Origin of the sequence: Cellulomonas massiliensis JC225 (genome assembly GCF_000312005.1) — a bacterium.
GTDB lineage: Bacteria > Actinomycetota > Actinomycetes > Actinomycetales > Cellulomonadaceae > Cellulomonas > Cellulomonas massiliensis.
On record NZ_HE978588.1, the window covers coordinates 3,115,140 to 3,121,194 of the forward strand.

The following is a 6,055-nucleotide window of genomic DNA, read 5'->3' on the forward strand; positions in this document are numbered from 1 at the left end:
AGGGGGGTGTCAGGCCGTGCCGCCGCCGCCGGCGACGGAGCCCGCGGATGCCACGACGTGGTCGACGAAGCCGTACTCCAGCGCCTCCTGCGCCGTGAACCAGCGGTCCCGGTCGGCGTCGGCGTTGATCTGCTCGGGGGTCTTGCCCGTCTGCTGGGCGGTGAGCTCCGCGAGCACGGTCTTCATGTGGAGGATGAGCTGCGCGTTGATGCGCACGTCGGTCGCCGTGCCGCCGATGCCGCCCGAGGGCTGGTGCATCATCACGCGGGCGTGGGGGGTGGCGTACCGCTTGCCCTTGGCGCCGGACGAGAGCAGGAACTGCCCCATCGAGGCGGCCATGCCCATCGCGATGGTCGCGACGTCGGGCTGGATGTACTGCATGGTGTCGTAGATCGCCATGCCCGCGGTGATCGAGCCACCGGGCGAGTTGATGTACAGCCAGATGTCCTTGTCGGGGTCCTCCGCCGCCAGGAGCATCATCTGCGCGCAGATCGCGTTCGCGTTCTCGTCCCGCACCTCGGAGCCGAGCCAGATGATCCGCTCGCGCAGCAGTCGGTTGTAGATGTGGTCGTTGAGGCCGAACCCGGGGGACTCTGCCCGGGCCATCGCCGGCACCTGCTGCTCGTTCACGAGGACTCCTCCGTCTGGCGGCTCGTCGCGGCCGTCCTGCTCGTCGTACCTGTCCTGCGGGCGGGGCCGGTGGGCCTCGCGCTGCAGCGACCCTAACGCCCGGGCGCGCGCACCCATGGCCGCGCGGCGGCCGTTTTCGCTGACGGCGCAGCGGGGACGCGCAGGGCCCCGCACCGGTTCCGGTGCGGGGCCCTGGAGAGGCGGCGAGGGGTCAGCCCTGCAGGTCGTCCGCGCTCGACTGACCGCCGAGGACGGACGAGATGTCCGTCGCCGAGCCGTGCTCGGCGCGCGCCTTCTTCTTCGGCGCCTCCTCGGCCGGCTCGTCCGCCTGGGGCTGCTCGGCGAGCTCGGCGTCGGCCTGGGCCGCGTCCTCCTCGTCGGTGCCGATGAAGTCGGACAGGTCGACCGTCGCACCCGAGGGGTCGGTCACGGTCGCGCGGCGCAGCGCCACGGCGATCGCCTTGGAGCGGGCCACCTCGCCGACCATCATCGGGATCTGGCCCTGCTGGTCCAGCGTCTGGATGAACGTGTTCGGGTCCATGCCGTACTGGCGCGACTGCGCGACGAGGAACTCCACGAGCTCCGGCTGCGCGACGCGCACGTCGAGCGCCTCCGCGAGGGTGTCGAGCAGGATCTGGTTGCGCAGGGCGGTCGTCGCCTGCTCCGTCACCTCGGCGCGGTGGACGTCGTCCTCGAGGCGGCCCTCGCCCTCGAGGTGGCGGTGCACCTCGGCCTCCACGACGCCGTTCGGCACGGGGATCTCGGTCTCGGCGAGCAGCTTCTCCAGGAGGAGGTCGCGCGCCTGCACGGCCTGGTTCTGGACCTTGATCTTCGAGGCCTGCTCGCGCAGGTCGTCCTTGAGCTCGTCGATCGTGTCGAACTCGGAGGCCAGCTGGGCGAAGTCGTCGTCGGCCTCGGGCAGCTCGCGCTCCTTGACCTGCGACGCCGTCACCGTCACCTGGGCCGTCTCGCCGGCACGCTCGCCGCCGACCAGGGTGGTCTCGAACGTGGTCGTCTCGCCGGCCGACAGCCCCGTGAGCGCCTCGTCGAGGCCCTCGAGCATGTTGCCCGAGCCGATCTGGTAACTGATGCCGCTGACCTGGTCGACCTCCTCGTCGTCGATCTTCGCGACGAGGTCCAGGACGACGAAGTCCTTGTCCGCCGCCGGGCGGTCGACGCCCACGAGGGTGCCGAAGCGCTCGCGCAGCGCCTCGAGGCGCCCCTCGACGTCCTCGTCGGAGACCTCGACGTCCTCGACCTGGACCGTCAGCCCGTCGAGCGACGGCAGCGTGATCTCGGGGCGCACCTCGACCTCGGCGGTGAAGTGCAGCTCGCCCTCCTCGTCGCCGGGGACCAGGCCGGGGACCTTCGTGACGTCGACCTCGGGCTGGCCCAGCGGGCGCAGCTTGTTCTCGCGCACGGCCTCGGCGTAGAAGCCCGACAGGCCCTCGTTCACCGCGTGCTCGATGACGGCGGGGCGGCCCACGCGCTGGTCGATGATGCGCGGCGGGACCTTGCCCTTGCGGAAGCCCGGCACCGTCACCTGCTCGGCGATGTGCTCGTAGGCGTGCGCGATGCTCGGCTTGAGCTCGTCGTAGGTCACCTCGACGGTCAGCTTGACCTTGGTGGGCTCCAGGGTCTCGACGGCGCTCTTCACTTCGATGGTCTCCAACTGATCGGGGCCCGCGCCGGTGACTCCGGCGACGGGGAGCTGTGGGCCGCGCGCCGTCCCGACGGCCGCCTCGACGACCACGCTGCGACGCGCGCACGCGACCCTCGATGCTACGCCACACGGAGGATCGCCCGCCAAAGCGCCGCGGTCGCACGCCACGGGCGCTCCGGACGATCCGGACGACGGCTCGCGGTCGGGATGGCGGGATTCGAACCCACGACCTTCCGCTCCCAAAGCGGACGCGCTACCAACCTGCGCCACATCCCGTGCGCCGGACGGCGACCGTCGCGGCGCCCTCATCGTAGGGGCTGGGCCGCGCGCGGCTGGCGGAGCGCGGCTCCGGCAGCCGGTACCCTGGGTGCCGCAGTCGGGCGCCCGCGGCGCCGCGACCTGTGCGGACGTAGCTCAATGGTAGAGCCCCAGTCTTCCAAACTGGCTACGCGGGTTCGATTCCCGTCGTCCGCTCGTTCCCAAACCCGCATCACGATGGGAGCCCGAGTCCTGGCAGGACTCCTCGGGGCATCCTGTCCGACTGGACGACGACACCGGTGTCGGCTCCCTCGACGTGCGGCTCGATCCGTCGAATCCTCGTGCGTCGTTGAGCGGCTCCGCGGGCTCGTCGAACAGACACCGCCAGATGCATCGGCCGACGCCCGGCGTCGGTGGCCCGCGTCACGCGCAGGTCGGGCCGATGGGAGAGATCGGCTCCGCGGGAGCCGACCCCGGGCCGCCGAGTCGGTCAGGCGCCTTCGCCCGGCTTGCCTCCCCGGCGGCGGCTGGCTTCAACCAGTCCCCCCGCAAGGCCAAACACGACGGCGACCACGTACAGCCGAGGATCAGTCACCTGTGCACGATCCAGGATGAGAGATCCGAGAACGAAGATGGCAGCGAGGGCGACGCCGTAGGTGACGGGGTGCTTCAGCATGCGAATCTCCTCCATCCGAACGGAGCGGCGCCGATGAGGGTCAAGCGGATCTAGACGCACCGGTGGTGACTGGCCCCGCTCAAGAGCGTGCTCGCGATGCTCGACCACCGTCGAGCGCGATGCCGCACCCGGCCGGGACGTCGATGCTGGGAATCGCGAGACAGACTAGGGCCTGGAACCGACCCGTCCACGCGCATGGAGCGGTACGCGCGACCTCCGCCTTGCCGTAGCGCCCCACTGGCCCTGCGGGTTCGATGCCCGTCGTGTGCTCTCCCGTCCGTCCGGCGTCCCTCTCCCCCGGTCTGCCTGTCGATCGCAGAGGCGGTGTGAACGCGGGCCTCGGCACCGCGAGTGATGTGCTGCCGCTTCGTGACCGCGAACAGCGGTGCGATCAGGTCCTGGCCGAGCCACGAACGCATCCAGGGGCACGTCCCGACGGACGTGCCCCTGGGTGACGGCGCCGAGCTGTCGTCGGACGATCAGCTCGCGTCGCGCAGCACCCGGCGGAGCGCCTCGTACTGCGGCTTCGGGTTGGAGTGCATGTCGTACAGCAGGCCGGCGCCCTGGCCGGTGAACCAGCCCGGGATCCAGGAGTTCGCGTCCGAGACGCCCCACACGGTGAAGGACTTGCACGCCTCGACGGCGAGGCAGGCCTGCAGCGTGCCGACCCAGTAGTCGACCTGCTTCTTCGCGTCACCGGGGTTCAGCGGCGTGTTGGTGTACGTCCCGTTGGGCTTCTGCTTGACGAAGGTGCGCACGTCGACCTCCGTCATCGCGACCTCGAGGCCGAGGTCGGCGAACCGCTGCAGGTTGGCCTGCAGGTCGGGGAAGCCGTACTGGGTGTCGAGGTGGCCCTGGAAGCCGACGCCGTCGATCGGCACGCCGTCGGCGACCAGCCCCTGGACGAACGCGTGGACGGCGTTGCTCTTCGGCCCGGTGAACTCGAGGTTGTAGTCGTTGTAGAAGAGCAGCGCGTCCGGGTCCGCCTCGTGCGCCCACCGGAACACGTCGGCGATGTAGTCGCTGCCGTCACCCGTCAGCTCCTGGTAGGCGTCGTACCAGATGGTCTCCCGGAACGTGCCGTCGTCGTTCCACGCCTCGTTGAGCACGTCCCACTGCTGGATCTCGCCCGCGAAGTGGCCGGCCACCTCGAAGATGTGCGCCCGCAGGATGTCGCGCAGCTCCTCGGCCGAGAAGTCGCCGGTGGTCAGCCAGGTCGGCAGCTGGTTGTGCCAGACGAGCGTGTGCCCCCGCACGACCTGGTGGTTGTCCTGGGCGAACTCGACGAGCGCGTCGGCGGCGGCGTAGTCGAACGCGCCCTGGGTCGGCTCGACGGCCTCCCACTTCATGACGTTCTCGGCGGTGACGCTGGAGAACTGCGTCGAGACGATCTTGCGGTACTTGCCGTTGCCGGCCAGGAGGTCGGTGTTGACCGCCACGCCGATCTTGATCCCCGCCTGCCCGGCCAGGTACCGCAGGGTGTTGTGGCCAATCACGGCGGAGTGCTTCGAGGCGTTCGGGTCGGCGGGCGGCGCCGGTGCGGCCAGCGCCGCGGCGGGGACGAGGGCGAGGCAGGCGACGGCCAGCCCGCCGGCGATCAGGGAATGGGATCGACGCACGGCATGCTCCTTTGCATGGGGTCACGGCGGCCCTCGACATTGTCGATAACGTTCTCCACCGCCGACCGTCACGATATGCACGTTTTGTTCAGCGGGGCAACCTATCGGCGACAGGCCCGCGGGGGAGACCCCGCTGCGCTGGCCCCGCGCCGCCCTCAGCGCGACCAGGCCGGCTCGAAGTCCGCGTGGTCCGCGTAGACCTCGGCCATCCGGCGCAGGGTCGTCCGCGCGGTCAGCGCCGCGGCCATGACGTAGGGGCGCAGCCGCGAGCGCTGCGGGAGCTCGTGGGCGAGGCGCAGCATCTCCGCGTTCGCGTCGACGACCTGCTCCTTGGCGTCGCACTCGGCGATCGCCCGCGCCGCGCCCCAGCGCAGGTGGTGGGCCGCGGCGTGCACGTCCTCGAAGTAGCCCGTGTCGTCCACGACCAGCCCGGCGACGAGCCGGTCCTCGGCGATGCGGGCGCGCAGGAACTCGACGACGTCAGCCACGACCTCCTTGATACTGGACGCCCGTCCAGGTGCGCCAGGGCGCGGCGTCGCGACCACCTGATCGGCCGAGGTCGCGGCGCACGGCCGCGGGCCGCTGCTCAGCTCGACGGCGGCGCCGACGAGATGTCGCCCAGCACCGAACCGGGGTCCACCTCGACGGCGAGGTCGCCGAGCGAGACGACGCCGACGATCCGCCCGTCGTGGACGACGGGCAGGCGGCGCACCGCGTCCTGGGCCATGAGCCGGGCAGCCTCCTCCAACGGCGTCGAGGGCTCGACGGTGGCGGCGGTCGAGGCGACCTGGCCGACCGGGTCGTGCGCGGACCCGCCGACGGCGAGCACCCGGACGACGAGGTCCCGGTCGGTGACGATCGCGCAGCCGCCGTCGTCCTGGACCAGCACCACGTCCCCGATGTCGCGCTCCCGCATGAGCTCCGCCGCCTCGCGCACCGTCGCCGTCAGCGGCAGCGTCACGGGGTCCGCCGTCATGACGTCGGCCACGGTCCGAGGCATGCGACCAGCTCCTTCCACCACGCCGGCACGTCAGGACGGTGCGCGGCGTTCGATCCGGTCAGGACGCCGGCGTCCGCCCCTCGTCGGCCGGCTGGTCCTCGGCGGCGTGCGGCGGCGCGTCGGAGGGGGACGCGGCGTCCAGGTCGGCGCGCGCGGCGGCCCGGTGGCGGTCCGCGGCCGCGCGTCGCGCGGGCTCCTCGGGCCCGTCG

Annotated in this window: 6 protein-coding genes and 2 tRNA genes; 1 reads left to right on the top strand and 7 read right to left on the bottom strand. The window is 71.6% G+C overall.

The window, feature by feature from the left end; translation table 11 throughout:
- Positions 1 to 9: 9 nt before the first annotated feature.
- The 3 genes from HGCM_RS14695 to HGCM_RS14705 form a co-directional block, all read right to left on the bottom strand.
- Positions 10 to 630 carry an ATP-dependent Clp protease proteolytic subunit gene (locus HGCM_RS14695; protein ID WP_019137585.1) on the bottom strand — a complete coding sequence of 207 codons (621 nt, stop codon included), beginning with the start codon at positions 628 to 630 and terminating at the stop codon, positions 10 to 12.
- A 211-nt stretch (positions 631 to 841) separates the two neighbouring features.
- Complete coding sequence (gene tig / locus HGCM_RS14700; RefSeq protein WP_019137586.1) at positions 842 to 2,287, bottom strand: trigger factor; 1,446 nt, start codon at positions 2,285 to 2,287, stop codon at positions 842 to 844.
- A gap of 208 nt (positions 2,288 to 2,495) precedes the next feature.
- A tRNA-Pro gene (locus HGCM_RS14705) sits at positions 2,496 to 2,569 on the bottom strand.
- 127 nt (positions 2,570 to 2,696) lie between these two features.
- On the opposite strand from HGCM_RS14705, the gene HGCM_RS14710 reads away from it, so the two are divergent.
- Positions 2,697 to 2,767: transfer RNA gene (locus HGCM_RS14710), tRNA-Gly, on the top strand.
- Positions 2,768 to 3,041: 274 nt separating this feature from the next.
- On the opposite strand, the gene HGCM_RS14715 is transcribed toward HGCM_RS14710, so the two are convergent.
- The 4 genes from HGCM_RS14715 to HGCM_RS14730 all read right to left on the bottom strand — a co-directional run bounded on the left by HGCM_RS14715 (position 3,042) and on the right by HGCM_RS14730 (position 5,846).
- A complete protein-coding gene (locus HGCM_RS14715) occupies positions 3,042 to 3,227 on the bottom strand; it encodes a hypothetical protein (RefSeq protein WP_019137587.1) in 186 nt (61 codons plus the stop codon).
- A 479-nt stretch (positions 3,228 to 3,706) separates the two neighbouring features.
- A complete protein-coding gene (locus HGCM_RS14720; protein ID WP_019137588.1) occupies positions 3,707 to 4,846 on the bottom strand; it encodes an endo-1,4-beta-xylanase in 1,140 nt (379 codons plus the stop codon).
- A 155-nt stretch (positions 4,847 to 5,001) separates the two neighbouring features.
- Positions 5,002 to 5,334 (bottom strand): DUF6221 family protein, encoded by a 333-nt coding sequence (locus HGCM_RS14725; RefSeq protein ID WP_019137589.1) that lies wholly within the window; start codon positions 5,332 to 5,334, stop codon positions 5,002 to 5,004.
- 98 nt (positions 5,335 to 5,432) lie between these two features.
- Positions 5,433 to 5,846, bottom strand: a complete 414-nt coding sequence (locus tag HGCM_RS14730) for a CBS domain-containing protein (protein ID WP_019137590.1) — start codon at positions 5,844 to 5,846, stop codon at positions 5,433 to 5,435.
- Positions 5,847 to 6,055 lie beyond the last annotated feature (209 nt).